The 24,800-nt window shown below is 60.6% G+C and carries 23 protein-coding genes; 14 read left to right on the forward strand and 9 right to left on the reverse strand.

The features are described from left to right. Positions 1-8: 8 nt before the first annotated feature. On the forward strand, positions 9-203 hold the full coding sequence (locus tag CCX46_RS18405; protein WP_127928706.1) for a hypothetical protein: 195 nt from the start codon (positions 9-11) through the stop codon (positions 201-203). A gap of 165 nt (positions 204-368) precedes the next feature. Here the strand turns inward: CCX46_RS18405 and CCX46_RS18410 are convergent, their stop codons facing one another. Next, complete coding sequence (locus CCX46_RS18410) at positions 369-722, reverse strand: DUF1428 domain-containing protein (RefSeq protein ID WP_095118352.1); 354 nt, start codon at positions 720-722, stop codon at positions 369-371. 2 nt (positions 723-724) lie between these two features. Beyond that, complete coding sequence (locus CCX46_RS18415; RefSeq protein WP_127928708.1) at positions 725-1,807, reverse strand: hypothetical protein; 1,083 nt, start codon at positions 1,805-1,807, stop codon at positions 725-727. A gap of 286 nt (positions 1,808-2,093) precedes the next feature. Between CCX46_RS18415 and CCX46_RS18420 the strand changes: the two genes are divergently transcribed. Further along, positions 2,094-2,369, forward strand: a complete 276-nt coding sequence (locus tag CCX46_RS18420; protein WP_016987679.1) for a hypothetical protein — start codon at positions 2,094-2,096, stop codon at positions 2,367-2,369. Between the two features lie 71 nt (positions 2,370-2,440). Here CCX46_RS18420 and CCX46_RS18425 read toward each other — a convergent pair whose 3' ends face one another. Both CCX46_RS18425 and CCX46_RS18430 read right to left on the reverse strand, forming a co-directional pair. Further along, entirely contained in the window at positions 2,441-3,505 is a 1,065-nt protein-coding gene (locus CCX46_RS18425; RefSeq protein WP_127928710.1) for a hypothetical protein, read from the reverse strand. 116 nt (positions 3,506-3,621) lie between these two features. Beyond that, positions 3,622-3,825: a hypothetical protein gene (locus tag CCX46_RS18430; RefSeq protein WP_007918829.1), complete on the reverse strand. Its 204-nt coding sequence runs from the start codon at positions 3,823-3,825 to the stop codon at positions 3,622-3,624. 243 nt (positions 3,826-4,068) lie between these two features. On the opposite strand from CCX46_RS18430, the gene CCX46_RS18435 reads away from it, so the two are divergent. The 4 genes from CCX46_RS18435 to paoC all read left to right on the forward strand — a co-directional run bounded on the left by CCX46_RS18435 (position 4,069) and on the right by paoC (position 10,017). Next, positions 4,069-5,823 (forward strand): L-lactate permease, encoded by a 1,755-nt coding sequence (locus tag CCX46_RS18435; RefSeq protein ID WP_127928712.1) that lies wholly within the window; start codon positions 4,069-4,071, stop codon positions 5,821-5,823. 422 nt (positions 5,824-6,245) lie between these two features. Next, a complete protein-coding gene (gene paoA / locus CCX46_RS18440) occupies positions 6,246-6,869 on the forward strand; it encodes an aldehyde dehydrogenase iron-sulfur subunit PaoA (protein WP_127928714.1) in 624 nt (207 codons plus the stop codon). Beyond that, a complete protein-coding gene (locus CCX46_RS18445; RefSeq protein WP_127928716.1) occupies positions 6,866-7,822 on the forward strand; it encodes an FAD binding domain-containing protein in 957 nt (318 codons plus the stop codon). The genes paoA and CCX46_RS18445 overlap by 4 nt, the downstream gene beginning before the upstream one ends. Beyond that, positions 7,819-10,017: an aldehyde oxidoreductase molybdenum-binding subunit PaoC gene (gene paoC, locus CCX46_RS18450; RefSeq protein ID WP_127928719.1), complete on the forward strand. Its 2,199-nt coding sequence runs from the start codon at positions 7,819-7,821 to the stop codon at positions 10,015-10,017. Before CCX46_RS18445 ends, paoC begins: the two co-directional genes overlap by 4 nt. Before the next feature lie 330 nt (positions 10,018-10,347). On the opposite strand, the gene CCX46_RS18455 is transcribed toward paoC, so the two are convergent. Further along, positions 10,348-10,824: a (R)-mandelonitrile lyase gene (locus CCX46_RS18455; RefSeq protein WP_127928722.1), complete on the reverse strand. Its 477-nt coding sequence runs from the start codon at positions 10,822-10,824 to the stop codon at positions 10,348-10,350. Between the two features lie 97 nt (positions 10,825-10,921). On the opposite strand from CCX46_RS18455, the gene CCX46_RS18460 reads away from it, so the two are divergent. Further along, positions 10,922-11,815, forward strand: coding sequence for a LysR family transcriptional regulator (locus tag CCX46_RS18460; protein ID WP_127928724.1), 894 nt, complete (start codon positions 10,922-10,924; stop codon positions 11,813-11,815). A gap of 19 nt (positions 11,816-11,834) precedes the next feature. On the opposite strand, the gene CCX46_RS18465 is transcribed toward CCX46_RS18460, so the two are convergent. Continuing rightward, a complete protein-coding gene (locus CCX46_RS18465; RefSeq protein ID WP_177413866.1) occupies positions 11,835-12,779 on the reverse strand; it encodes an aldo/keto reductase in 945 nt (314 codons plus the stop codon). 112 nt (positions 12,780-12,891) lie between these two features. Between CCX46_RS18465 and CCX46_RS18470 the strand changes: the two genes are divergently transcribed. Together CCX46_RS18470 and CCX46_RS18475 are read left to right on the forward strand one after the other, a co-directional pair. Then, positions 12,892-13,662 (forward strand): alpha/beta hydrolase, encoded by a 771-nt coding sequence (locus CCX46_RS18470; RefSeq protein WP_127928725.1) that lies wholly within the window; start codon positions 12,892-12,894, stop codon positions 13,660-13,662. An 88-nt stretch (positions 13,663-13,750) separates the two neighbouring features. Then, the gene (locus CCX46_RS18475; protein WP_127928727.1) at positions 13,751-14,617 is read left to right on the forward strand and encodes a CAP domain-containing protein; all 867 of its coding nucleotides are present in this window, start codon (positions 13,751-13,753) and stop codon (positions 14,615-14,617) included. A gap of 186 nt (positions 14,618-14,803) precedes the next feature. Here CCX46_RS18475 and CCX46_RS18480 read toward each other — a convergent pair whose 3' ends face one another. Then, entirely contained in the window at positions 14,804-16,087 is a 1,284-nt protein-coding gene (locus CCX46_RS18480) for a Zn-dependent hydrolase (protein ID WP_127928729.1), read from the reverse strand. Between the two features lie 137 nt (positions 16,088-16,224). Further along, on the reverse strand, positions 16,225-17,709 hold the full coding sequence (locus CCX46_RS18490; RefSeq protein ID WP_127928731.1) for an NCS1 family nucleobase:cation symporter-1: 1,485 nt from the start codon (positions 17,707-17,709) through the stop codon (positions 16,225-16,227). Positions 17,710-18,335: 626 nt separating this feature from the next. Here CCX46_RS18490 and hydA point away from each other — a divergent pair. The 3 genes from hydA (at position 18,336) to preA (ending at position 22,514) form a co-directional block, all read left to right on the forward strand. Beyond that, complete coding sequence (hydA, locus tag CCX46_RS18495; RefSeq protein WP_127928734.1) at positions 18,336-19,775, forward strand: dihydropyrimidinase; 1,440 nt, start codon at positions 18,336-18,338, stop codon at positions 19,773-19,775. A 96-nt stretch (positions 19,776-19,871) separates the two neighbouring features. Beyond that, positions 19,872-21,239 (forward strand): NAD(P)-dependent oxidoreductase, encoded by a 1,368-nt coding sequence (locus CCX46_RS18500; RefSeq protein ID WP_127928736.1) that lies wholly within the window; start codon positions 19,872-19,874, stop codon positions 21,237-21,239. Continuing rightward, a complete protein-coding gene (gene preA / locus CCX46_RS18505) occupies positions 21,240-22,514 on the forward strand; it encodes an NAD-dependent dihydropyrimidine dehydrogenase subunit PreA (RefSeq protein WP_127928738.1) in 1,275 nt (424 codons plus the stop codon). Between the two features lie 289 nt (positions 22,515-22,803). Here the strand turns inward: preA and CCX46_RS18510 are convergent, their stop codons facing one another. Continuing rightward, complete coding sequence (locus CCX46_RS18510; protein WP_127928740.1) at positions 22,804-23,424, reverse strand: TetR/AcrR family transcriptional regulator; 621 nt, start codon at positions 23,422-23,424, stop codon at positions 22,804-22,806. A 139-nt stretch (positions 23,425-23,563) separates the two neighbouring features. On the opposite strand from CCX46_RS18510, the gene copC reads away from it, so the two are divergent. After that, positions 23,564-23,926, forward strand: coding sequence for a copper homeostasis periplasmic binding protein CopC (gene copC, locus CCX46_RS18515; RefSeq protein ID WP_127928742.1), 363 nt, complete (start codon positions 23,564-23,566; stop codon positions 23,924-23,926). Positions 23,927-23,929: 3 nt separating this feature from the next. Continuing rightward, positions 23,930-24,787, forward strand: a complete 858-nt coding sequence (gene copD / locus CCX46_RS18520; protein ID WP_127928745.1) for a copper homeostasis membrane protein CopD — start codon at positions 23,930-23,932, stop codon at positions 24,785-24,787. Positions 24,788-24,800 lie beyond the last annotated feature (13 nt).

The following is a 24,800-nucleotide window of genomic DNA, read 5'->3' on the forward strand; positions in this document are numbered from 1 at the left end:
AGGCCGCCATGCGCGAGGTCCTCAGCAAAGAACCGTGGTGGGCCCGACCGCCGCAACCCGGACAGGACGAAACCGAACTGGAATGGGGCTGGCTGGTGCATTACAGCGAGGGTGAGCCGCGTTTCGAGTTTGTCCGCGAACGCCCGACGGACGAGCAGATTCGCGACCGCAAAAGCTGCCGCATCACCCCCTCTGCCGAGTGAACACAGGCATTTTTCACTCACCCTGTGGGAGCGAGCCTGCTCGCGAAGGCAGTGTGTCAGGCGACAAAAAGTTTATTGATACACCGCTTTCGCGAGCAGGCTCGCTCCCACAGGGTTTCGTGGCGAACCATGATTTTTTTGCCCATACCCGGATTTGCGGTGGCCTCAGGGCTCGATGAGGTATTGGAAGCCGCCGTAGATCATCCGCTGGCCATCGAACGGCATCGGGTTCACATCGGGCTGCATGCGCGGGTCCTCCATCATTTTTGCCATGCCGGCATCCCGGGTGGCTTTGTCCGGCCAGATCAGCCAGCCCGAGGCGACGGTTTCGCCTTCCTTGAGCTTCACCGCCATCGGGAACGAGGTGAGCTTGCCGTCCGGCACGTCATCTCCCCAGCATTCAGCAACGCTCAGGGCGCCGTACTCCTTGAACAGTACGGCGGCAATTTCGGCGTGCTTTTTGTACTGCTCACGATTGGCGGTTGGCACCGGCGCTACGAAAATATCGATGTAAGCCATGATCACTCTCCTTGCACGTTGGGTTCGATCTGCTGATTGGTCGATTGCGGTGGCCGCCATTCGACACGATTCACACCCAACCCGACCGACGGTTCATCGTCCCCACCCAGATTGCGCTCGACCTGCCCGGCGATGTGCAGCGTGCCGGCCATGACGCCGGTGGTCGGGTTCTGCACCAGCTTCAACCACGCCTTGTCGAAGGTGCTGCCCAGGCTGCTGCGGATCAATGCTTCACTGTCGGGCCGGTCATTGGCCTGGATGATCGCGCGGATACCCGCCACACCGACCGAAATCAGTCCGCCAGCCAGTTTTCCGGCGGCGGCAGCGACCGCACTGGCAGCCCCGCGCGGGGCCATTTCCGCTTCCATCCGTTGGCTGGCGCGTTTGGCCACCGGCGCCATGCCGGCATCCGTCGAGGCAATGCCCTTGGCGCCACCTTCGGTGTGAATCTTGTCGATCAGCGCGGCATAGGCCGGCAGCGTGTTCAGCGGCTCGGTACTGATGACCTGATACAGCGAAGCATTGCGCGCTGGCGGCGGGCCCAGCGCAATGGCGGGGACTTTCTGCAAGCGTCCGTTGAGCTGACCAACGGGCACACCATGGCGCTGGGCGATGAGCGGCATCTGCTGCGCCATCAACTGCGCATAGAACGCCGTCGCCTGGCCGAGAATCGCATCCGGATCGATCTCCACCGCCACTGGCGCCAGCACCCTTTCCTGATATTGCTCAAGCAGATACGCCGCCAGGCGCTTGGCCGACGCGTCCTGCTCGCCACCGGCATTGATTGTGTACCAACTGACCTTCATCGACAGCCATTCCTGGGTCCAGTAGCTGCTGAACCACGGGATGAAATTTTCTTCAGTTTGCTGATAGACCCGAGTGCGCCAATGTTCCATCGAGCCACGGGCAAAGACTTTGACTTGCTCGGTGGACTGCTGCGAAGCGCTGACGATTTCCCGGTCGATCTGCTGCCAAGTGGCCGGCGAGACAAACACGGCCTGCGGCGCCGACACCGGCGCCCGCGCCGAGGTGGCGCAGCCGGCCAGCAACAACAGTGCGGCGACGAGCAGCGCACGCGGGTTCACGGTTGAGGTTTCCTTTAAAAGGACGGAAGCAGATTTGAGTATAGGTGTGTGCGCAGGGCCGCTTGTCCGGTTTTGGCTGGTCTGGCGCCTTCGCGAGCAGGCTCGCTCCCACAGGGGAATGCGTTTCAACGTGGGAGCGAGCCTGCTCGCGAAGGCGCCATCAGCAACACCCCAAAAAACCCAACCATCACTGCCATCGATATTCACCATCGCCACGATTGCCTTCCGCCCACCGCTCATGAAAGGCACGATTAGCCCATCCGAAACACAACGAGGAGTTCACAGCATGATTCACACCCACGTCACACTCTCCGTGAGTTTCCCGGTGTTCGGCAGCAACTATTACGACCAGCACGTTGTGTCGCACAAGGCACAGGCACTGGTGTTCAACGAAGATTTCGAAGATCTGCTGATGCCCGCCGCGAGCAATCATTTCAGCAATGAAGTGGTCGGCCTCAACGATCAGTTCCGTTTTCTGAGCGACATTCTCGCCACCCATTTGCTGGACATCGAGGCCTCCGTGCCTGCGCGATCCAGCGTCCGGGCGAGCGCTCACTTTTAATTGCAACACGCACAAAAAAGCCCACTGGCCGTATCGGCGCAGTGGGCTTTTTCACATCAGGATTGCGCCGTTCAGCGCTTCCAGCACTCAGCGTAACGCGAGCAGACATTGTACTGCGCATCCATTTTGGCCATACGGTCGAGATGGCGTATGACGGTTTCGCCCATGACCTCCTTGGACGACTGGAAGTAGTACGTGATCATGCTGGTTTCCATGTCGGCCTGCACCGCATTGCCACGCTTGCCGGAAGTACCATCGACGGCGGACCATTCTTTCAAGCGCTTGTCGTCGATGCTGCGCAGACGTTTGCGATACTCGTTGCTAGACCGGGTGATCGCCTCGCTGGAAATCGCGGAACCCTCAATGTTGAACGCGTCTAGATTCTGACGGTACAGCGTCCAGTAATCGTCTGGCAGTTCAAAGCCCATTTTCGCCTTGCGCTCGCTGACCAGCGAATCGAGTTTTTCCGGCGTAAACGTCGTCGCGGCGCGCGTCTTCGCGTCGGACTTCAACACCACGAAGAGGCTGCCATTGACGATGCGGTCGATCATGACCGTCCGCTCCGGCGTATCCGGCAGCAGCACTGGCGGCTTGGGAAAGATCGGGTTGCGCCCGGCACAGGCCGCCAGCCCCTCGCGTTTCATCGGGAGCGGCGTGCGTACGTCCTTGCCATCGATGCGTTGCACGCGCTGCATCAGCGTCGAACACTGGCGGCCCTTGAGGTCGAAGGTCAGCTCATATTCTGTATCGCGCTGAGGTTTGAAGCTGAAACCCGACCCGCACACGGCATAACCGGTCTGGGTGTTGACCTTCAGGTACATTTCCTTGTCGGGCGGCAGCTTGATTTCCAGGTAGCTCTTGGCCTTTTCCGGGGGCGCCACGCTCATGCCGACCCGGCGCGCGCTGTCGACGATGAACAGGTTGTTGAGCAAGCCGGTGGTCTGGCCATCGCAATGCTCTGCATCGTAATAATCCACCGACGCGTTATCGGTGCTGGCGACAAAGCGCAGCTTGGCGGCATCAGGTGCGACCGAATCCTGATAGGTTCCCAACTGGGTGCACCCCGACAGCAGCAGGCCCGACAGAACTGCACTGATAACAACGGGTATACGGCGCGACAGCAAAGCCACAGACATGATCATCCTTGGGGGAGAAGGGGCAAAAAAAACGGCGATGCTACTTAATTGCCATCATTGCGTCCACTCCCCCGCGTCTGCGCGACTGTTCTGCTAATGGGGCGCGCAGAACTCAGTCAATCATCATCCCGATCACGGTAGTAACGACGCCCGTCGCGACGATCATCGCGGTCGTCCCAGCGCCGGTCGTGGTCGTAATTGCGGCCATGATCGCGGTCGTAATGCCGGCCATGGCGGTGGTCATCATCAAAATCCGCGACACAGCCGCCGAGCAATACGGCGGCGGTCACGGTCAGCAGCATCGTTGTTGCGCGCTTCATTCAACACTTCCCTAAAACCAAGGTCTTGACGACGGAATCGGCCACGCTGCCCGCGCCTTCAGAACGCGGTGCGCGCAGCCGCAAATACGACCGGGTAAAACGCCGTTGATTCAGTGGCCACTAGCGACCGTTTGTCGCCCCGACCGCCGCAGCCAAACGGCGGCGTATTGCCACCTATACTGCTTGCAACCAAGCACCACGCAATGGATCTGCGCCCTCAATAACAACAAGCAGAGGTGGACCATGGTCTGGCAGCAAATCTACGATCCGTTCGGTAACCCGGTGATCTCCACGCTCATGGCCGCCGTACCGGTGGTGGTGATGCTCGCGGCGCTGGCGTTCTTTCATGTCAAAGCGCATCTGGCGGCGCTGCTGGCGCTGGCGTCCGCCCTGCTGATTTCGATTTTTGCTTTCGGCATGCCAGCGAGCATGGCGGGCTCTGCGGCGTTGTTTGGCGCGGCCAATGGCTTGTTGCCGATCGGCTGGATCGTCCTCAACATCATCTTTCTGCATCGCCTGACCACCGAGAACGGTTCGTTCAAAGTGCTGCAGGATTCCCTTGCGCGCATCACTGATGACCGCCGTTTGCAGTTGCTGCTGATCGCGTTCTGCTTCGGTGCGTTTTTCGAAGGCGCGGCGGGGTTCGGTACGCCGGTGGCGGTGACCGGGGCAATTCTGATCGGTCTCGGTTTTTCGCCGCTGGCCGCGTCCGGTCTGGCGCTGATCGCCAACACCGCGCCGGTGGCATTCGGCGCACTGGGCACGCCGATCATTACCCTGGCCAAAGTCACTGGGCTAGATGAAATGGAGCTGTCGATGATGGTCGGTCGGCAGTTGCCGTTTTTCTCGGTGCTGGTGCCGTTCTGGCTGATCTGGGCGTTTGCCGGGTGGCGCAAGATGCTGGAGGTCTGGCCGGCGATTCTGGTGGCCGGCGTCAGCTTCGCGATCCCGCAATTTCTGGTGTCGAACTACCACGGGCCGATGTTGGTGGACGTGATCGCCGCGCTGATTTCCATGGCGTGTCTGACGCTGTTTTTGAAGGTGTGGAAACCGGCGACCATTCACACCTCGGCAGCGCTGTCTGGGCGCGTCGACAACTCCAAAGTCGAGGAGGAAAAAGTCACCGCCAGCGCCGCGTTCAGCGATCAGGCGCGCCCGGCGGTGATGCGTGCGTGGATGCCATGGATCATCCTCACCGTGTTCGTGTTTGCCTGGGGCACGCAGGGCTTCAAGAATATGTTCGACACCCGTCCGGCGATTGATCCAGTCACTCAATCGGCCAAGCTTGATCCCGCCGGCAAACCGCTGCGCGAGGCCAACCCGATTTTCGCCCCGGCCGTGACGTTCACCAGCCTGCACCTGCAAATCGAAAAAGTGCCGCCCGTGGTTGCCGCGCCGAAAGCGGAAGAAGCGGTGTACAAATTCACCTGGCTCACCGCCACCGGCAGCGGGATTCTGCTGGCCGCGATTGTCGGCGGTTTGCTGATGGGCTATTCAATTGCGCAACTGATCAAGCAATACCTGCGCACGTTGTGGGTGGTGCGGTTTTCGCTGATCACCATTGCGGCGATGCTGGCGCTGGGGTTTCTCACGCGCTACTCGGGACTCGACGCGACCATGGGTCTGGCGTTTGCGGCGACGGGGATTTTCTATCCGATGTTTGGCACCTTGCTCGGTTGGCTCGGCGTGGCGCTGACCGGTTCGGATACGGCGTCAAACGTGTTGTTTGGCGGCTTGCAGCGGGTGACCTCGGAACAGCTCGGGATCAGCCCGGTGTTGATGGCGGCGGCCAACAGCTCCGGCGGGGTGATGGGCAAAATGGTCGATGCGCAATCGATCGTGGTCGCCTCCACCGCGACGCGTTGGTATGGGCATGAGGGCGAGATTCTGCGCTATGTGTTCTTCCACTCGATTGTGCTGGCGATCCTGGTCGGTGGGCTGGTGACGTTGCAGGCGTATGTGGCGCCGTTTACACATATGGTGGTTGGCGGGCATTAGGGCGGCCGAACACATTCTCATGTGGGAGCGAGCCTGCTCGCGAAGGCGTCCGGTCTGCCAGTGAAGATATTGGCTGTGCCGGCCTCTTCGCGAGCAGGCTCGCTCCCACAGGTTTCAAGTTGTGAATGAAATGGTGGTTACCACACAGATCCCTGTAGGCCTTCGCCTGCTCGCGATACCGGTGTGTCAATCGCCACATTGCTCACTGGTCTATCGCTATCGCGAGCAGGCGAAGGCCTACAGTGGTTCTGTGTTGGCCAAGCGATTAATGAGCTGCTTGCATAACTCTATAGCGCAAATCCGCAAAAACCTTTTCCTCTCTCCAGTAGTCACTCCTTAACGAGACCGGCGATGACGCTGGCTGCCCGTTTGGGCCATCCACGACCCTGCTGCCCTGATGAAGAGAGAAAAGGAATCGAACCATGACGATTTCCCGACGCGGATTTCTGATCCTCGGCGCCGTGACCGCCACCGCCTTCGCGATGCCGCCGTTTATCAGCCTCAAGGCCTACGCGGCCAATCTGGAGCAACCGGCCATGAGCAAAGTGACGATCAACGTCAACGGCAAGCCGCGTGCGCTTGACGTCGACACCCGCACCACCCTGCTTGATGCCCTGCGCGAGCACCTGCACCTGACCGGCAGCAAAAAAGGCTGCGACCACGGCCAGTGTGGCGCCTGCACGGTGATCGCTGATGGTCGACGCATCAACTCGTGCCTGACCCTGGCGGTGATGCACGAAGGCAGCGAGATTACGACCATTGAAGGCCTCGGCATGCCTGAAAATCTGCACCCGATGCAAGCCGCGTTCATCAAGCATGACGGCTATCAGTGCGGCTATTGCACACCGGGGCAGATCTGCTCGGCGGTGGCGGTGATCAAAGAGATCCGCGACGGTATTCCCAGTCACGTCAGCCCCAGCCTGACCGAGCAACCGCAACTGATTGCCAGTGAGTTTCAGGAGCGCATGAGCGGCAATATCTGCCGCTGCGGCGCTTACTCGAACATCATCGAAGCCATCACTGAAGTCGCGCAGGTGCAATCATGAGACCGTTCAATTACAGCCGCGCCGACTCCCCCGCCGCTGCCGCCGCACAAGCTGCGCAGGTCGAAGGCGCACGGTTTATCGCTGGCGGCACCAATCTGCTCGACCTGATGAAACTCGACATCGAGACCCCGTTGCACCTGATCGACGTCAATCACCTCGGTCTGGACCAGATCGAAGCCACGCCCGAAGGAGGCTTGCGCATCGGCGCACTGGTGCGTAACACCGATCTGGCCGCCGACGCGCGCGTCCGCAAAGACTATGCTCTGCTTTCCCGCGCCCTGCTCGCCGGGGCTTCCGGGCAGTTGCGCAATATGGCGAGCACCGCCGGCAACCTGCTGCAACGCACGCGCTGCCCGTACTTTTACGACACAAATCAAGCCTGCAACAAACGCCAACCCGGCAGCGGTTGTGCAGCGATTGGCGGGGTCAGTCGGCAGTTGGGGATTATCGGCGTCAGCGACGCGTGCATCGCCACGCACCCGAGTGACATGGCGATCGCCATGCGCGCCCTCGATGCGCAGATTGAAACGGTAAAGCCCGATGGCACGACCCGCAGCATCGCCATGGCCGATTTCCATCAGTTGCCCGGCACCACGCCGAACATCGAAACCAGCCTGACACCCGGCGAATTCATCACCTCGGTGACGCTGCCCGCACCGCTTGGCGGCAGCCACGTTTATCACAAAGTGCGCGATCGCTCGTCCTACGCGTTCGCCTTAGTGTCGGTCGGTCTGATCCTGCAAAAGGACGGCAGCGGCCGCATCGCCGTCGGCGGTATCGCGCCGAAACCATGGCGGGTTGAAGCCGCCGAAGCGTTGCTGCCCCAAGGCGTCAAAGCCGTCAGCGCACGCCTGCTCGACGGCGCCACGCCAACCCACGACAACCAATTCAAACTGACCCTGGTCGAGCGCACGCTCGGTTCGGTGTTGGCGCAAGCGAGGGATGAAGCATGAAATTCGACACGCCCGCCACCACCAACCCGATCGACCAGTTGAAGGTCATCGGCCAACCCACCGATCGCATCGAAGGCCCGCTAAAAACCAGCGGCCAGGCGCCTTACGCCTATGAACAGCATGAGGCAGTGGACAATCAGGCTTACGGCTTTATGGTCGGCTCAGCCATCGCCAAAGGCCGGATCAACAACATTGATCTTGAACAGGCGAAAGCCGCGCCGGGTGTGCTGGCCATCGTCACCGCCGCCAACGCCGGCAAACTGGGCAAAGGTAAATACAACGCCGCGCATTTATTGGCCGGGCCGGAGATTCAGCACTACCACCAGGCGGTTGCGCTGGTGGTCGCCGAGACGTTCGAGCAAGCCCGTGCGGCTGCGCAGATGGTCAAGGTCGATTACGTCGCCGCCAAGGGCGAATTCGATCTGGCCAGCGTGCGCGATAAAGGCGTCGAACCGAAAGAGGAGCTGCCCGACGTCAGCCACGGTGATTTCGCCAAAGCGTTTGCCGCTGCGCCGGTGCAGTTCGACCAGACCTACACCACGCCGGATCAGTCCCACGCGATGATGGAGCCGCACGCCACACTGGCGGCGTGGAAAGGCGATCAACTGACCTTGTGGACATCCAATCAAATGATCGCCTGGAGCGTCGGTGACATCGCCACGACGCTCGGCTTACCCAAGGAAAAGGTGCGGCTGATTTCGCCCTACATTGGCGGTGGTTTCGGCGGCAAACTGTTCGTGCGCGCCGATGCGATCCTTGCCGCCCTCGGTGCGCGGATGGCCGGCAGGCCGGTGAAGGTCGCCCTCGCCCGCCCGCAGATCGCCAACAACACCACCCACCGCCCGGCGACGATTCAGCGCATTCGCATGGGCGCGACAGCGGACGGCAAACTCACGGCGATTGCCCACGAGGGCTGGTCGGGCAACTTGGCTGAAGGCAAGGTCGAGGTCGCGGCGCAACCGAGTCAGTTGCTGTACGCCGCCGAGAACCGGCAGGTCAGCATGCGTCTGGCGCCGCTGGATCTACCCGAAGGCAACGCCATGCGTGCGCCCGGCGAAACCCCAGGGCTGATGGTGCTGGAAATTGCCATGGACGAGATGGCCGAACAGCTCAAACTCGATCCGATCCAGTTCCGCATTCTCAACGACACACAAGTCGACCCGGTGAAAACCGAGCGGCCGTTTTCGCAGCGGCGCCTGATCGAATGCCTGCAGACCGGTGCCGAGAAATTCGGCTGGGACAAGCGCAATGCGCAACCGGGAACACGTCGAGAAGGTCGCTGGCTGATCGGTATGGGTGTCGCGGCGGCAATCCGCAACAACCTGTTGGTCAAGTCCGGTGCGCGGGTGCGGCTGGAGCGCGATGGCAAAATCACTGTTGAAACCGACATGACCGATATCGGCACTGGCAGTTACACGATCATCGCGCAAACCGCCGCCGAGATGATGGGGGTTAGCTTGAAGGATGTGAGCGTGCATCTGGGCGATTCGAGCTTCCCGGTGTCGGCAGGTTCCGGCGGGCAATTCGGTGCCAACTGCTCGACCGCCGGGGTGTACGCCGCCTGCATGAAACTGCGTGAAGCGGTGGCTGGCAAGTTGGGCATGGCGGCGGAACAGGCGGAGTTTGTCGACGGTCAGGTACAGGTCGGCAGCAAGAGCGTGCCGTTGCGCAATGCGGCTGAAGGCGGCGCACTGGTCGGCGAGGACAGCATCGAGTTCGGTGATCTGGCCGAGAAATATCAGCAGTCGACCTTTGGTGCGCATTTCGTTGAGGTGGCGGTGGATGCCGCGACCGGTGAAGTGCGTGTGCGTCGCATGTTGGCGGTGTGCGCGGCCGGGCGGATTCTCAACCCGAAAGCGGCGCGCAGTCAGGTGATCGGCGCGATGACCATGGGCGTCGGTGCGGCGTTGATGGAAGAGCTGGCAGTGGACAAGAAACTCGGCTTTTTCGTCAATCATGATCTGGCCGGGTATGAAGTGCCGGTGCATGCCGACATCCCGCATCAGGAGGTGATTTTCCTTGATGAGACCGATCCGGTGTCTTCGCCAATGAAGGCCAAGGGTGTTGGTGAATTGGGGATTTGCGGGGTCAGTGCGGCGGTGGCGAATGCGATTTACAACGCCACGGGGGCGCGGGTGCGGGAATATCCGATTACGCTGGACAAAATCTTGTCGTCGTTGCCGGAGATGATGTGATGACCCGTTAAAAGCCCCTCACCCTAGCCCTCTCCCAGAGGGAGAGGGGACCGATTGGGGGATATTCAGGAGCTGCACCGACTTGAACGTCCTGCTGTGAATCCATAATCGATAGAGCACTTTCAGGTCGATGGATAACGCCAGACACCTCGGTCGGCTCCCTCTCCCTCTGGGAGAGGGCTGGGGTGAGGGAAACTGGAGAATTTCACCGACTTGAACGTCCTGCTGTGAATCCATAATCGACATAGCCATTTCAGGTCGATGTATGACGCAAGACACTGCGGTCGGCCCCCTCTCCCTCCGGGAGAGGGCTGGGGTGAGGGAAGCGCTTCACTCGGAACGCGAATACTGCTCATCACTCACCTGCTCCATCCAATCCACTACTTTGCCATCCAGTACTTCAGCGATAGCAATATGGCTCATCGCCGTGGTGGGCGCCGCCCCGTGCCAATGCTTGGCTCCCGGCGCGATCCACACCGTATCGCCAGGGCGAATCTCACGCACCGGCTGCCCCCATTCCTGCACAAAACCGGAACCGGCCGTGACGATCAATGTCTGCCCTAACGGATGGGTATGCCACGCAGTACGCGCCCCTGGCTCAAACGTCACCGTCGCGCCACTGACTCGCGCGTCTTCAGTGCCTTTGAACGGCCCATCGACACGGACAGTGCCAACGAACCAGTCCGCCGGGCCTTTGGCCGAAGGTTGCGAACCATTGGGCGTGACCGTCACACGCGGGGATTCATTGGCCTGCACCTCACTTGCCAGCAGGGAAAGGGTCAACGCAGAAGCGGCAATCGGGTTCATGGCAATTCCTCCAGATAATCAATGCCACTACTTTACCCAGCCAAACTCTTCCGATAATCGACTAGAATTCAAAAAAACTTATGCAGGACACTCATCAATGCTTCGGGAAAACGCCACCGATCTGCTCGCCTTCCTCGCCGTGGCCCGCGAACGCAGTTTCACCAAAGCTGCCGCCAAACTCGGCGTTTCTCAATCGGCACTGAGCCATACCATCCGCGCACTCGAAGCGCGTTTGGGCCTGCGCCTGCTGACCCGTACCACCCGCAGCGTCTCGCCCACCGAAGCCGGCGAACACCTGCTGCAAACCATCGGCCCGCGTTTCGAAGAAATCGAAGTGGAACTCGCCGCCCTGAGCAACCTGCGCGACACCCCGGCCGGCAAGATCCGCCTCAACGCCACCGACCATTCGCTGGATTGGCTGCTGCGCCCGGTGCTCAAAACCTTTCTGCCCCAGTACCCGGACATCAGCGTTGAGGTGAGCTGCGACTATGGTTTCGTCGACATCGCCGGCCAGGGTTTCGACGCTGGCGTGCGTCTGGGCGAAGACGTCGCGCAAGGCATGATCGCCACCCGCATCGGCCCGGACATGCGCATGGCTGTAGTCGGCTCACCTGCCTATTTCGCCAAACGAATCCCGCCGCAAACGCCACGCGACCTGACCGAGCACGCCTGCAACAACCTGCGCCTGCCCACCAATGGCGGGTTGTACAGCTGGGAGTTCGAGAAGGATGGCGAAAGCCTGAAAGTGCGGGTCGCCGGACAGGTCACCTTGAACGGCGTCTACCCGTTGCTGGATGCCGCATTGGACGGTTTCGGACTGAGTTACATCCCGGAAAACATCGTCGCGCCGTATCTGGCGGATGGCCGTCTGCTGCAAGTGCTGGAAGACTGGTGCCCGACGTTTGCCGGTTATCACCTGTATTACCCGAGCCGGCGCCAGGCGGCACCGGCGTTTGCGTTGCTGCTGGAGGCGTTGCGCTATCGCGGTTGAGCACCGTCTACGAGATCGATCAACCCAGCAACGCAATCAACTGATGCCGTTGCGCATCGGTGAGCATCGGCCCGAACCCGGCCTTGGCGTTGTCGGCCATGTAACGCGGATTGCCCGTGCCGGGTATCACGCAAGTCACCGCCGAATGTGAGAGCAGAAACTTCAGCGCCAGTTGCGGCCAGCTGTTGACCTGCACATCCGACACCCAGCCCGGCAGCGGTTTGCCTTTGAGCCGCGCCAGCAGTCCCCCGCCGCCGAACGGCCGATTACAGATCACTGCCACGCCACGCTCGCGACACAAAGGCAGAATGCGTTTTTCCACGCCTCGGTCATCGAGGGCGTAATTGATTTGCAGAAAATCCAGTTGTTCGGCCTTCAGCACCGCTTCGACTTCTTCATAGGCCGAGTCCGTGTAATGGGTGATGCCGATGTAACGTATGCGCCCCTGGGCTTTCCATTCACGCAGGGTCGGCAGGTGGGTTTGCCAGTCGAGCAGGTTGTGGATCTGCATCAGGTCGATGCGTTCGGTGCGCAGCAGGCTGAACGACTGCTCCATCTGCGCAATGCCTTCCTTGCGCCCGCGCGTCCACACCTTGGTCGCCAGAAACGCCGGCGAGCGTGGTTCGTGGATCGACAGCAGTTCGCCGGTGGTCTGTTCGGCACGGCCGTACATCGGTGAACTGTCGATCAGCGTGCCGCCCTTGGTGAACAGCTCATCGAGCACTGCCGGTAGTTGCCGATAGGCCGGATCACCGGGGGCGACATCGAAACCGCGATAGGTGCCCAAGCCCACGATGGGTAGCAATTCGGAGCTGGACGGGATGGCGCGGGTCTGCATGGCGTGGCCTCCGGTGGTCGCGGGCGTCGTCGCGGTGGCCAACGCCCGATCAAAGGTGAAGACCGCCGAAACCCCGGCAGCCAGCGTGAGCAATCGGCGACGGGAGTAACCCTCAGTGTGGCTCATGCTGGTTCCCCTGCTGCGTGGATCTGTTGCCTGTTGTGTGTGCGAGCGGCCCGGTTGCAGGGCTGGACTACACTGCGACAGCGATCCTTCACACACCGTTAAAAGTAGCCGAATGTCCCGAACCCTGATGTCACTCGTCGCATTGATCGTTGCCGTGTACCTGGTGCTGTGCGCGGCGCTGTTCTTTTTTCAGCGCTCACTGATCTATTTTCCGCAGCCCAATGCCGTCAACACCGCTGATTCCCGGATAACCCTGTCGATGCCGGATGCGCAGGTTTCGGTGGTCACCCGCGAGCGTGTCGGGCCGCGGGCGCTGATCTATTTCGGTGGTAATGCCGAGGACGTGTCGCACAATCTGCCGGAGTTTGCCGAGGCGTTTCCCGAATACGCGGTGTATCTGCTCAACTATCGCGGCTTTGGTGGCAGCAGTGGTTCCCCGTCCGAAGCGGCGATTGCCGAGGATGCCTTGGCGCTGTTCGATCAGGTGTACGCCAGCCACCCGCAGATTTCGCTAATTGGCCGCAGCCTGGGATCGGGCGTCGCCGTGCGTCTGGCCAGTCAGCGACCGGTGCAACAGCTGATTCTGGTGACGCCTTACAACAGCCTCGAAGAAATCGCGGCGCAGCAATATCCGTGGGTGCCGGTGAAATGGTTGCTCAAGGATCGCTTCGAATCCGGCAAATACGCCGAGCATATCCGCGTGCCGACGTTGCTGCTGGCGGCCAGTGACGACGAGGTGATTCCGCGCGCCAGCACGCAGCGTTTGCTGGAGAACTTCCCGCAAGGCGTGGCGGTGCTCAGGGTGGTGCCGGATTCGGGGCATAACTCGATCTCGGATCGTGCGCAGTATTTGCAGTGGATGGGGGATGTATTGAATCGGTGAACCAAGTCCCGATTCCCCAGTCCTACTCGCGCCGCTTTCTGCGGTTCACTCAACTTTTTCGCTGTCCTCCTTCAGAGCTGCCCGTCTCATGCGCCACGCCGTTCGTTCGTCTCGCTTGGTTTCGCTGTGCCTGCTGATCCTTTCGCCGCTGTTCGCTGAAACCGCCCTTGCCGGTGCGGAGCGGCAACTGGTGGCTGCCATCAACGACTATCGTGCCCATCCGCAACGCTGTGATCGACGCCCGGCGCAACGGCTGGCACCGTTGGCGCTGAAGTCGAACCTGGCCTTGCCGATCGGTTATCGCTACGCCGGGGGCATGCGTGAAGCGTTGAAGTCGTCCGGTTATTCCGCCGTGGCGGTGCGCAGTATTCGCGTGATCGGCGCCGAGGACGCCGAAGAGGCTTTCGACCTGCTGCAAGACGAGCACTGCGCCGCGCTGCTGGATGCGAGCTACGCCGACATCGGTGTCAGTCGTTCGCGCAATGAATGGCAAGTGGTGTTGGCGCAACCGGTGCTCGACAGCCGCGTTGGCGATAACCGCAGCGTCGGCAAGGCCTTGCTCGCTGAGGTCAATGCCGCGCGCGCCCGGCCACGGATGTGCGGACGCCAGCGCTTCGCCGCCGCCCGGCCGTTGAGCTGGAACGCCGCGCTGGGCGCCGCCGCACAGGGGCACAGCAAAGCCATGGCTTACGGCAACTACTTCGCCCACCGCGATCCGGACGGCGACATGCCCGCCGATCGCGCCCGCGCGGCCGGCTATCGCGGTCGGCAAATTGGCGAAAACATCGCCGCCGGACAGAGTTCACCGGGCAAGGCCATGGCCGGATGGCTGGCCAGCCCCGGGCATTGCGCCAATCTGATGAACCCGATGTTTACCCAGGTCGGCGCCGGGTTTGCCAGTGAGGCACGCAGTGATGAAGGGGTTTACTGGACGATGGTGTTTGGTGCGCAGTGATTGATCGCACAAGCCCCGGTTTCAGGTCTTCCTTGCGCAATATTGACGGCGATACAACGGCTATCGCGGCCCATCACATTTTCATGACGCTGTGGTGACGGCAAAAAGATCGCAGCCTCCGGCAGCTCCTGCACAGGACTTATGGTTTCCCTGTAGGAGTTGCCGAAGGCTGCGATCTTTTGATCTTCAAGCCGCCCGCTGCCCTCCCGCGACCATCGCCGAAGCCGCCAGCATCGCCCGCAACAACACCGCACACCCCGCCGCCAGATCATCCGGCGCGGCGTTTTCGATTTCGTTGTGGCTGATGCCGCCTTCGCACGGCACGAAGATCATCCCGGCCGGGCCGAGTTCGGCGAGGAAAATCGCGTCATGGCCGGCGCCGCTGACGATGTCCATATTCGACAAACCCAGCCCTTTCGCCGCGCCGCGCACGGCTTCCACGCAGCCTTTTTCGAAGTACAGCGGCGGGAAGTCAGCGGTCGGGGTCAGTTCATAAGTCAGGCCGTGTTCTTCGCAGGTGGCGTCGATGACTTGCTTTACTTCAGCGATCATCGAGTCCAGGCGCGCCGGTTCCAGATGACGGAAATCGAGGGTCATGCGCACTTCGCCGGGGATGACGTTGCGCGACCCGGGATAGGCTTGCAGGCAGCCGACGGTGCCGCAAGCATGCGGTTGGTGGCCAAGGGCGGCGCGGTTGACCGCACCGACGATCACCGAGGCGCCGACCAGTGCATCTTTGCGCAGGTGCATCGGCGTCGGGCCAGCATGCGCCTCGACGCCGCGCAGCTTGAGGTCGAACCACTTCTGCCCCAATGCACCGAGCACCACGCCGATGGTTTTCTGCTCATCTTCGAGGATCGGACCTTGTTCGATGTGCGCCTCGAAATACGCGCCGACCTGATGCCCGCTGACCTTGCGTGAACCGGCGTAGCCGATCGCATTGAGCGCTTCACCCACAGTCACGCCGTCGGCATCGACTTTGGCGAGGGTTTCTTCGAGGGTGAATTTCTCCGCAAACACGCCGGAGCCCATCATGCACGGAGCGAAACGCGAGCCTTCTTCGTTGGTCCAGACCACCACTTCCAGCGGCGCTTCGGTTTCCACACCGAGGTCGTTGAGCGTGCGCAGGACTTCGACACCGGCGAGCACGCCGAAGCAGCCGTCGAACTTGCCACCGGTGGGTTGGGTGTCGATGTGGCTGCCGGTCATTACCGGCGGCAGGTTCGGATTGCGCCCGGGGCGACGGGCGAAGATGTTGCCGACCGCATCGACCGTGACGCTGCATCCGGCGTCCTTGCACCATTGCACGAACAGGTCGCGGGCCTGGCGGTCGAGATCGGTCAGGGCCAGGCGACAGACACCGCCCTTGACCGTGGCGCCGAGTTTGGCCAGTTCCATGAGCGACGCCCATAAGCGGTCGCGGTTGATGTGCTGATGGCTCGATTGCAGAACGTCTACGGCTGCGTTCATGGGGATCTCCTCAGTGCTGATACCGATAGTTCCCACGCTCTGCGTGGGAAATTATCCATGGACGCTCCGCGTTCGGCTGTTGGGACGCGGAGCGTCCCGGGCTGCATTCCCACGCAGAGCGTGGGAACGATCATGTGTTACACCGCTGTTTTAACGGCAGAGGGCTGCGCACGCATCACGCACAACCCGTAATAAATAATCCCGCCCAGCGCCGAGCCGGTGAACCAGCCATAGCTGTAGAACCAGCTGAACGCATCGCTGCCCAGCGACAGCAAGGTCAGCACCACCGGCACCCCGAACGCGATAAACCCGGCCCAGTTCCACGCTGGATAGACGTCGTCGCGGTACAACCCGGCCAGGTCCAGTTGCTGTTTCTTGATCAGGAAATAGTCCACCACCATGATCCCGGCGATCGGCCCGAGCAGGCTCGAATAACCCAGCAGCCAATTGGAATACACGGTTTCCAGGCTGACATCGGAGACGATCAAACCGAGTTTTTTCAGCAGCTCATGGCCCATCAGCGCCAGCCCGACAATGCCGGTCAGCAACACCGCTTTAGTGCGATTGATGACCTTGGGCGCGATGTTCTGGAAGTCATTGGTCGGCGAAACAATGTTCGCGGCGGTGTTGGTCGACAGCGTGGCGATGATGATCAACGCCATCGCCACCGCCACCCACACCGGGCTCTGGATATGCCCGATCAGTGTGACCGGATCGGAGACGGTCACACCGACCAGTTTCACCGACGCGGCAGTCATGATCACGCCGAGGGACGCGAACAGAAACATGGTCAGCGGCAGGCCGAAAATCTGCCCGAGAATCTGATCTTTCTGGCTCTTGGCGTAACGGCTGAAGTCGGGAATGTTCAGCGACAACGTCGCCCAGAAACCGACCATCGCGGTCAACCCGGCGGCAAAGTAACTCACCACACTGGCGCCCTCCGGACGCTTCGGCGGGATCGCCAGCAGTTCAGTCATCGACACATTGGGCATCGCCCACACCAGCAGACCGATACCGACCGCCACCAGCAACGGCGCCGACAAGGTTTCCAGCCACTTGATCGACTCGGCGCCACGAATCACCACCCACAGGTTCAGCGCCCAGAAGATCATGAAGCCAATCACCTCCCCCGTGCCGCCGAGGGATTTCCAGCCCTCGAAAATCGAGCCGAGAAACAGGTGAATGGCCAACCCGCCGAACATCGTCTGGATACCGAACCAGCCACACGCCACCAGTGCGCGGATCAGGCACGGCACGTTGGAGCCGAGAATGCCGAACGACGAGCGCAGCAGCACCGGAAATGGAATGCCGTACTTGGTGCCGGGAAACGCATTGAGCGTCAGCGGCACCAACACGATGATGTTGGCGAACAGAATTGCCAGCAGCGCTTCACCAACAGTCAGACCGAAGTACGCGGTGAGCACGCCACCGAGGGTGTAGGTCGGCACGCAGATCGACATGCCGACCCACAGCGCGGTGATGTGCCATTTGTTCCAGGTTCGTTCGCGCACCTTGGTCGGTGCCATGTCGTGGTTGTAACGGGGACTGTCGAGGACGTCGCTGCCGGCTTCAAGCTCGAACAAGCCGTCGCGCTCGGTCACTTGCGATCTGATCTGTTGCATGGCCGCTCCACTGTTCTTCTGATTATTTTTTTGCTCATCAGGCGGCTTGCACACGAGGGTGCGAGCCGGACGATGGCCGGAGGAACTGACAACTTTCGTGCACCGGCCATGGTGTCAGCGGCGGCATCAATAAACGTGCCGGGTGCCCCGCTTACGCATCGGACCGAGGGTTAAACGCTTTGCAACTTTCTGATATTCATCAGTTTTAATTATTCACCGGATGAGTTCGCGGAAACTTGTCTGGGTGCTCAGGCTAAACACTTGGCAAGTTGTCCGAACAGACAGGACTCAATCTGGTGCACTGCATTTATTTTCATCGTGAGCGAGCAACCGCAGCTCAACTTCAAGCGGCTGATTTCACATAGGAAATCTTGCTCATATTTCCATCCTGTCAAGTGCGTCAAAATGGTGAACGGCCTCACCATTTTGGTGATTTACAGTTTTTATCGTTATTTTTCATACACTTAAAACAGTCATAAGCTTATAAAAAATAATCTTGATCTATTGCAAATCTGCGACTAGCTTCTATTCCTGACAGCACTGACAGGAATACGACCTGTAACGCTGTCCATCAATAAAACATCTAGAACCGGCACAAGTCGGTCAATGCCTGCGAGGAACTCGGAATGTCTCTGTTGATCCGTGGCGCCACCGTTGTTACCCATGATGAAAGTTATCGCGCCGACGTCTATTGCGCCGACGGCGTGATCAAAGCCATCGGTGAAAACCTTGATGTTCCCGCCGGCGCCGAAGTCCTCGACGGCAGCGGCCAATACCTGATGCCCGGCGGCATCGATCCGCACACCCACATGCAACTGCCGTTCATGGGCACCGTGGCCAGTGAGGATTTCTACAGTGGCACGGCGGCCGGTCTGGCCGGTGGCACCACATCGATCATCGACTTTGTGATTCCCAATCCGCAGCAGTCGCTGATGGAAGCGTTTCATCAGTGGCGCGGCTGGGCGGAAAAGTCCGCCTCCGACTATGGCTTCCACGTCGCCATCACCTGGTGGAGCGAGCAGGTGCGTGAGGAAATGGCCGAGCTGGTCAGCCATCACGGCATCAACAGCTTCAAGCATTTCATGGCCTACAAGAACGCGATCATGGCTGCCGATGACACGCTGGTGGCGAGTTTCGAGCGCTGCCTGGAACTCGGCGCGGTGCCGACCGTGCATGCGGAAAACGGTGAATTGGTTTATCACCTGCAACGCAAGTTGATGGCCCAAGGCATCACCGGGCCGGAAGCGCATCCGCTGTCGCGTCCGTCGCAGGTTGAAGGTGAAGCGGCGAGTCGGGCGATTCGTATCGCTGAAACCATCGGCACACCGCTTTACCTGGTACACGTCTCGACCAAGGAAGCCCTCGACGAAATCACCTATGCGCGCAGCAAGGGTCAGCCGGTTTACGGCGAAGTATTGGCCGGGCATTTGCTGCTCGACGACAGCGTTTATCAGCACCCCGACTGGCAGACCGCTGCCGGTTACGTGATGAGCCCGCCGTTCCGCCCGCGCGGTCATCAGGAAGCACTGTGGCACGGGCTGCAAAACGGCAATCTGCACACCACCGCCACCGACCACTGCTGTTTCTGCGCCGAGCAAAAAGCCGCCGGGCGCGATGACTTCAGCAAGATTCCCAACGGTACGGCGGGTATCGAAGATCGCATGGCGGTGCTTTGGGACGAAGGCGTCAACAGCGGGCGTTTATCGATGCAGGATTTCGTCGCCCTCACTTCCACCAACACCGCGAAGATCTTCAATCTCTATCCGCGTAAAGGCGCGATTCGCGTCGGCGCCGACGCCGATCTGGTGCTGTGGGATCCGCAAGGCACCCGCACCATTTCCGCCAAGACCCACCATCAGCAGGTGGACTTCAACATCTTCGAAGGCAAGACCGTGCGCGGCGTGCCGAGCCATACCGTCAGCCAGGGCCGGGTGGTCTGGGCCGATGGCGACCTGCGCGCCGAGCGCGGTGCCGGGCGGTATATCGAACGGCCGGCGTACCCGGCGGTGTTTGATTTGCTGAGCAAGCGGGCTGAGATGCACCGGCCCACTGCTGTGAAACGCTGATCCCCAGAAGATGATCGTTCCCACGCTCTGCGTGGGAACGATCAAACCACTGCCCGACAGAGGCAGAGAACCTCAAAAACCGTGAGGCACAAAACCGTGATCGAGACCCTCAACCATCTCCCCCACCCGCACGAAAGCGCGGCCGCCCTCGCCGGGCATTTCACCGATCTGGCACCGCCGCTCAATGATCGGCAGGCGCATCTGGAAGCCTCGCGCTGCCTGTATTGCTACGACGCGCCGTGCGTGAATGCGTGCCCGAGCGAGATCGACATCCCCTCGTTCATCCGTAATATCCATCAGGACAACGTTCCGGGTGCGGCGCAAAAAATCCTCTCGGCGAACATCCTCGGTGGCAGTTGCGCCCGAGTGTGTCCGACCGAAATCCTTTGCCAGCAAGCCTGCGTGCGCAACAACGCTCAGGAATGCGCGCCGGTGCTGATCGGCCTGCTGCAACGCTATGCCGTCGACAATGCACATTTCAGCGAACACCCATTCCAGCGCGCCGCCGCCAGCGGTAAACGCATTGCCGTGGTCGGCGCCGGACCGGCCGGTTTGTCCTGTGCACATCGCAGCGCCATGCACGGGCATGACGTGGTGATTTTCGAAGCACGGGAGAAGGCTGGTGGTCTCAATGAGTACGGGATCGCCAAGTACAAACTGGTCGACGACTACGCGCAGAAGGAGCTGGATTTTCTCCTGCAGATTGGCGGCATCGAGATTCGTCACGGGCACAAGCTCGGCGAGAATCTGACGCTGAGCGAACTGCATCAACAGTTCGACGCAGTGTTCCTCGGCCTCGGCCTCAACGCCAGCAAGCAGCTCGGTTTGGCCCATGAAGATGCGCCGGGCCTGCTCGCTGCCACCGACTACATCCGCGAACTGCGACAGGCCGATGACCTCACGCAACTGCCTTTGGCCGAGCGCTGCATCGTGCTCGGCGCCGGCAACACGGCGATCGACATGGCCGTGCAAATGTCTCGCCTCGGTGCTCGCGACGTCAATCTGGTGTATCGCCGTGGCGCGGCGGACATGGGCGCCACCGGTCATGAACAAGACATCGCCAAAGCCAATCAGGTACGCCTGCTGACCTGGGCGCAACCGGAAGAGGTGCTGCTCGACGATCATGGCCACGTGCGCGGCATGCGTTTCGCCCGCACCGATCTGGTTGACGGTCGCCTGCAAACCACCGGCGAGACCTTCGAACTGGCCGCCGATGCGATCTTCAAAGCCATCGGCCAGTCCTTCGACGGCAGCGCCCTCGCCGACCCGCTAGCCCGCGAACTCAAGCGCCAGGGCGAGCGCATTCAGGTCGACGAAAACCTGCGCACCAGCATCCCCGGCGTATACGCCGGTGGTGACTGCACCAGCCTCGATCAAGACCTCACCGTGCAAGCCGTGCAGCACGGCAAACGCGCCGCCGAGGCGATCAACGTTCAACTGATGCTTAATGTGGAGGCTGCGTAAATGGCCGATCTGTCGATTGTCTTCGCTGGCATCAAAGCGCCGAATCCGTTCTGGCTGGCCTCCGCGCCACCGACCGACAAAGCTTATAACGTCGTCCGCGCTTTCGAGGCGGGCTGGGGTGGCGTGGTCTGGAAAACCCTCGGTGAGGATCCGGCGGCGGTCAACGTGTCGTCGCGTTATTCGGCGCATTACGGCAATAACCGTGAAGTGCTGGGCATCAACAATATCGAGTTGATCACCGACCGTTCGCTGGAAATCAACCTGCGCGAAATCACTCAGGTGAAAAAGGATTGGCCGGACCGCGCGCTGATCGTTTCGCTGATGGTGCCGTGCGTCGAGGAGTCGTGGAAACACATCCTGCCGCTGGTCGAAGCCACCGGTGCTGACGGCATCGAACTGAATTTCGGCTGCCCGCACGGCATGCCCGAGCGTGGTATGGGCGCGGCGGTCGGTCAGGTGCCGGAGTACGTCGAGCAGGTGACGCGCTGGTGCAAGACCTATTGCTCGCTGCCGGTGATCGTCAAACTGACACCGAACATCACCGACATCCGCGTCGCCGCCCGCGCGGCCCATCGCGGTGGCGCCGATGCGGTGTCGCTGATCAATACGATCAACTCGATCACCAGTGTCGATCTGGAGCACATGGTCGCCCTGCCCACCGTCGGCAGCAAAAGCACCCATGGTGGTTATTGTGGCTCGGCGGTGAAGCCGATTGCGCTGAACATGGTCGCCGAAATCGCCCGCGATCCAGAGACGCAGGGCCTGCCGATCTGCGGCATTGGCGGCATCGGCAGTTGGCGCGATGCGGCGGAGTTCATGGCGCTGGGCAGCGGCGCGGTGCAGGTGTGCACGGCGGCGATGCTGCATGGTTTTCGCATTGTCGAGGAGATGAAGGACGGGTTGTCGCGGTGGATGGACAGTCAGGGTTACGCCAACATTGCCGAGTTTTCCGGGCGTGCGGTGGGCAATACCACGGACTGGAAGTACCTCGACATCAACTATCAGGTGATCGCGAAGATTGATCAGGAGGCGTGCATTGGTTGCGGGCGTTGCCACATTGCTTGCGAGGACACTTCACACCAGGCGATCGGCAGTCTGAAGCAGGCGGACGGCACGCATAAATATGAAGTGATTGATGACGAGTGTGTGGGTTGTAACTTGTGCCAGATCACTTGTCCGGTGGCGGATTGCATCGAGATGGTGACGATGGAGACTGGCAAGCCGTTTCTGGACTGGAATCATGATCCGCGGAATCCGTATCACGTTGCGGTCTAGATCGCCGACTGATCCAACAGCCCCCTCACCCTAACCCTCTCCCAAAGGGAGAGGGGACTGATTGGGGGATGCTGCAAAACTCCGCCGACTTGAAAGTGCTGTTGTGAATCCGGCATCGACTGGGGTTCACAGGTAAGGAGGCTTTATATCCATAATTGATACATGCACAGGCACGAACTGCCTTGAATCCATAATCGACTGGTTTTTTCAGGTCGATGTACCTCTCAAGACACCTCGGTCGGCCCCCTCTCCCTCTGGGAGAGGGCTGGGGTGAGGGTCAGCTTTTGCTTCAGGGCTCCAGCCCGATCCCACGCAAAATCACACTCGTCACCGTCTGCACCGCCCGCTCAAACTGCATGTCCGACAACGGCTGATGTTCATTCAGAATATTCACCTGATGATCAAAGTCGGCATAGTGCTGGGTCGACGCCCAGATCATGTACAGCAGACTCGACGGCTCCACCGGCAGAATCCGTTTATCCTCGACCCACTGGCGAATCTTCGCTTCCTTCATCTTCGCCCAGTCATACAGGCTGACATCCAGCGCCTCGCCCAACGTTGGCGCACCGTGGATGATTTCGTTGGCCCAGACTTTCGAACCATACGGCCGACTGCGCGAGTGATTCATCTTGGCGCGGATGTAACTGCTCAGCACCACGCGCGGATCGTCGAACATTTCGAAGCACAGCGCGTCCTGTTTCCACAATTCCAGCAGGTCGAACAGCACCGCACTGTACAGCTCGCTCTTGGTTGAGAAGTAGTAATGCAGGTTGGAGCGCGGCAATTGCACTTCAGCGGCGATGTCCGCCATGGCGGTGCCGCCGAAGCCTTTTTCGGCGAAGACTTTTTCCGCCGCCAGGAGGATTTTCTCGACGTTATTGCGACGAATCTCGATCTTGTGATTGCCCATGAGGGCTCCCTGACAACAGCGTTGCCCAAGACTAGCATCCGCTCTGGTCCGCGGGCGACCGCTGCAAACAAAACTTCGTACTGGCGTGAGCGGATGGCTAAACTGACGACTCTTTGATCCTGCCTCAGAGGTATTTGCGATGCTGTTCAAGAACGCCATGACTGCCACTGCCCTGCTCGCTTCGCTGTTCGCCGCATCTTCGGTATTTGCCCACGCCCACCTGAAAAGCCAGACCCCGGCGGCCGACAGCACCGTCGCCGCACCCGCCGATTTGCGCCTGACCTTTTCCGAAGGCGTGGAAGTCGAGTTAACCAAAGTCACCGTGACACACGATGGCGCACCGGTCGTGCTCAAACCCTTGAGAACCGAGAGCGACAAGAAAACCCTGATCGTCACCCCCGTCGCACCACTGACGGCCGGCGAATACAAAGTCGAATGGCGCGCGGTGTCGGTGGATACGCACAACAGCGAAGGCGCCTATCAGTTCAAGGTGGGCCAGTAATTCATGAGTGAAGCGCTGGTGCTGTGCCGCTTTGTGCATTTCATCGTGGTGTTGATGCTGTTCGGGGCCTGGCTGTTCAGGCCGTTGCTGCTCAAGGATGAAGCGCTGCAAGTGGACCGGCACCTGGCGCGACTGGCGCGTTGGCTGGCTGTCGTGGCGCTGCTCAGCGGGATTGTCTGGGCACTTTTGATAACTGCGAGCATGGCCGGCTCGGCTACGGCGGCGTTTGATCCGGACACGGTTGCGCTGGTGCTGGGCCATACGTTTTTTGGTCAGGTGTGGCGTTGGCATCTGCTGATCAATGCCGCGCTGCTGGCCTTGTTGTTCACACCTTGGCGCTCGAGCATGCCGTTGCGGTTGGGCTTGAGCGGCTTGCTGCTGGCGACCCTCGCACCGGTCGGGCATGGCGCCATGCTCGATGGTGTGAGCGGGCAATTGCTGATTCTCAACCAGATCGTTCATCTGACCTGCGTGGCCGCATGGCTTGGCGGGTTGTTGTTGCTGGTGATGATTCTGCGTCAGCCGACGGAGCCGATGCATGAGGTTTTGCGGCGCTTCAGCGGGATCGGTTATGCGCTGGTCGCCGGGCTGCTGCTGACGGGTTTGATCAACGTGCGCGTGCTGACCGGCCAGTGGTGGCCAACGCCGTTGTTCAGCGGGTTTGCGTTGATTCTGTTGATCAAGGCGCTGATCGTGCTGGCAATGCTTGGGCTGGCGCTGTTCAATCGCTTGAGGATTGATGATTGCGAACAGCGCATGGGCGCGCTCAGGCGCAGTGTGATGCTCGAATGGCTGCTGGGCATTGGCGCGGTGGCGGCCGTCTCCCTGCTCGGCACCCTGCCCCCGATGACCGCTGGATAAACACAGTTCAAAT

It is taken from the genome of Pseudomonas sp. RU47, from assembly GCF_004011755.1.
In the GTDB taxonomy this organism is placed as follows: domain Bacteria; phylum Pseudomonadota; class Gammaproteobacteria; order Pseudomonadales; family Pseudomonadaceae; genus Aquipseudomonas.